We start from the raw sequence: 3295 nt of genomic DNA, 5'->3' as shown, positions 1-3295 counted from the left end.
GCGAGGGCGGCGGCCCCGTGGTGCAGGGCGCGGCGCCGGGCGGGCCCGAGTGCGTGGTAGACGGCGGCGTGCACGACCGGATCGGGGAAGCGGACGACGGAGTCGTCCGAACGTTCCGTCAACAGCCCTGCGTGGACGGCCTGTTCGAGCGCAGGCAGCGGATCGGCGAGTCCGGCGAGGAGCGCGGCCTCACCGAGGGGGCAGCACCGGCCGAGGACACTCGCCGCGGCCAGCAGCGCCTCCGTGTCGGCGGTGCAGGGAAGGAGCCGCGCCCGGACGGAGAAGGCGCACGACCTGGGCGCCGGCGGCGTGCTGTCCGTGTGCTCCAGGACCTCGACGAGCCCGGGACCGTCCCGTTCCAGCAACTCCCGTACGTACGACGGATTGCCGCCGGTGTGCTCGTACAGCCGGGCGGCGGCCCGGGCGGTCAGTGGTCCGGGACCCAATGCCCCGCCCAGGGTGCGGAGTTCGGCGGGTGCCAGGCCGCCGAGCCGGATCCGGACGGCGGCGCCCCCGAACAGCCGCCGCCCCTCCGGAACGCGCGGATCGGCGATGTCCCTGACCACCACCACGACCAGGACGCGCGGGACACCCAGCACGCGCAGCCTGCGCGCGGCGAAGCCGAGGGCCTGCAGCGAGGCGGTGTCGGCCCACTGGGCGTCGTCCACGACCAGGGCTACCGGGTCCCCGCGGGTCCCGTCCGATCCCTGGAGCTCAGTCGCCTTCCGGAGCGTCTCCAGCAGCGCGACACCTCCGGCCCGCGGATCGGCCCAGGAACCGGGGCCGATGAGCTGTTCCAGCACCCCGTGGGGGAATGCGGTCGCGCCGTCCTCCCCCTCCGCGTACAGCACCCGCGGCACGTCTTCGAGGAAGTGCCGTACGAGCGCGGTCTTGCCGCTCCCCGGGGGCCCCTCCACCAGCACCCGCTGCGGCCGTCCGCTCCCGGCCCGCTCCCTCGCCCGGGCCAGAGCGGCCAGTTCCTCTTTCCGCCCGACGAACACCTGCCTCATGGCCCATCCCCCCGATGGCCCGCCGTTTCCCGCATCGTGCCACCGCCCCCGCCCGGCGTCCCGGGGCCGGGGACAACCCCTTGGACCGCACGCCCCGCCCGTGTCCCTCAAGGCCTCCCCCGCTCCGGCAGCGCACCGCCCGGAGACCGCCCGGAGACCGGAAAACGCTTGCCGCGGACGCGTCCCTACGCAGAGAGGCCCATACGCAGAGAAGTGGGGCGCCGGTTGAACCGGGCGCCCCACTTCACTGTTCGCGAACGAATCCGCGTACTCCGCCTACTGCGCGTACGCGGCCCGGTGCGTGCACCGGATGAACGCGTACTAGATGAACGAGTTGATCTCGATCGTCTCGTCGCGGCCGGGGCCTACGCCGATCGCGGAGATCGGGGCGCCGGACATCTCCTCCAGCGCCTTCACGTAGTCCTGCGCGTTCTTCGGGAGGTCCGCGAAGGTCTTGGCCTTCGTGATGTCCTCCGACCAGCCCGGCAGGGTCTCGTAGATGGGCTTCGCGTGGTGGAAGTCCGTCTGGGAGTACGGGAGTTCCTCGACGCGCTTGCCGTCGATCTCGTACGCCACGCAGACCGGGATCTGCTCCCAGCCGGTGAGGACGTCGAGCTTGGTGAGGAAGAAGTCGGTCAGGCCGTTGACGCGCGTCGCGTAGCGGGCGATGACCGCGTCGAACCAGCCGCAGCGACGGTCACGGCCGGTGGTGACACCGCGCTCGTGGCCGATGCGGCGCAGGGCCTCGCCGTCCTCGTCGAAGAGCTCGGTCGGGAAGGGACCGGCACCGACACGCGTGGTGTACGCCTTCAGGATGCCGATGACCCGGCTGATCTTCGTGGGGCCGACTCCCGAGCCGGTGCAGGCGCCACCGGCGGTCGGGTTGCTGGACGTCACGAAGGGATACGTGCCGTGGTCGATGTCCAGCAGCGTGCCCTGGCCGCCCTCGAACAGGACCACCTTGTCCTCTTCGAGCGCCTTGTTGAGCACGAGGACCGTGTCGGCGACGTACGGGCGCAGCTTCTCCGCGTACGTCAGCAGTTCCTCGACGACCTGCTCCGACTCGATGGCGCGTCGGTTGAAGACCTTGGTGAGGAGCTGGTTCTTGCCGTCGAGGGCCGCCTCGACCTTCTGCATCAGGATCGACTCGTCGTACAGGTCCTGGACGCGGATGCCGACGCGGTTGATCTTGTCCGCGTACGTCGGGCCGATGCCGCGGCCGGTCGTGCCGATCTTCCGCTTCCCGAGGAAGCGTTCCGTCACCTTGTCCACCGTCACGTTGTACGGCGTGATGATGTGCGCGTTTCCGCTGATGAGGAGTTTGGAGGTGTCGACGCCTCGCTCGTTCAGTCCGTTCAGCTCGGAGAACAGGACCGACGGGTCGACGACGACTCCGTTGCCGATGACCGGAGTACACCCCGGCGAGAGGATTCCGGAAGGGAGGAGGTGGAGGGCGTACTTCTGATCGCCCACGACTACCGTATGGCCGGCGTTGTTGCCGCCCTGGTAGCGCACCACATAGTCCACGGAACCACCGAGCAGGTCGGTGGCCTTTCCCTTGCCTTCGTCACCCCACTGAGCACCGAGCAGCACAAGTGCGGGCACGCGCGTACACCCCTTCCGGGCGGGGCATGTCCAAGGTCGGGGACGTACGCGGCTGGTTCTGGTACGGCTGCGTACGCCGGCGACCACCTTTGGCCGCGACCGTCGGACCGGATGCCCCGGAATAGACGAAGCCCCTGGCGCAATAGCGCAAGGGGCTCTTGCACAAAGATGCTACCCGAGGAAGCGAGGCAGGACCGAGGTGTCGACTTCCGACCAGCTCCTTGTGGTCATCGACCCGGTCGCCCGTCACGGTGACGGTGAGGCGGTACGGATCGCAAAAGACGTGCTCAGCGCGGGTGCGACGACGAAAGTGTGCCTCCCTGACGGGCCCGAGGAATTCGATCGGGCACTCGCCAGGAGAGGGTCACGACGGCCTGTCGTGATCGGGGACGACCGGGCGCTTTTGCGCGCGGTTTCCGTTTTGTACCGACGGCGGGAGCTGGCCGGATGTGCACTGTCCCTGGTGCCGGTGGGCGCGAGCGGCGGCGCGCTGTCACTCGCGCGGGCGCTGGGCGTGCCCATAGGCGCCGTCGCGGCGGCCCGCGCCGTGCTCGACGGGGCCGAGCGACGGCTCGATCTCCTGGTGGACGACAGCGACGGGGTGGTGCTGGGGACGCTGCGGATTCCGCCGTTGGCGGGGGGCAGGTGGGGGGTGGCCGGGTCGGCCGGGTCGGCCGGGT

Annotated in this window: 2 protein-coding genes and 1 pseudogene; 1 reads left to right on the top strand and 2 read right to left on the bottom strand. The window is 70.4% G+C overall.

Annotated elements, in window-relative coordinates:
• Positions 1–1010: AAA family ATPase (locus O3Q52_RS50985; protein WP_269655225.1), on the bottom strand; the 1010-nt coding region annotated here is incomplete at its 3' end.
• 321 nt (positions 1011–1331) lie between these two features.
• Positions 1332–2615, bottom strand: coding sequence for an adenylosuccinate synthase (locus O3Q52_RS50980; RefSeq protein WP_269655224.1), 1284 nt, complete (start codon positions 2613–2615; stop codon positions 1332–1334).
• Positions 2616–2814: 199 nt separating this feature from the next.
• On the opposite strand from O3Q52_RS50980, the pseudogene O3Q52_RS50975 reads away from it, so the two are divergent.
• Positions 2815–3295: pseudogene (locus O3Q52_RS50975) on the top strand (diacylglycerol kinase); the annotation flags it as partial.

Origin of the sequence: Streptomyces sp. ActVer (genome assembly GCF_027270795.1) — a bacterium.
Classification (GTDB): domain Bacteria; phylum Actinomycetota; class Actinomycetes; order Streptomycetales; family Streptomycetaceae; genus Streptomyces; species Streptomyces umbrinus_A.
The sequence above is the reverse complement of the archived record's forward strand: the minus strand, read 5'-3'. Positions and strand labels throughout refer to the sequence as shown.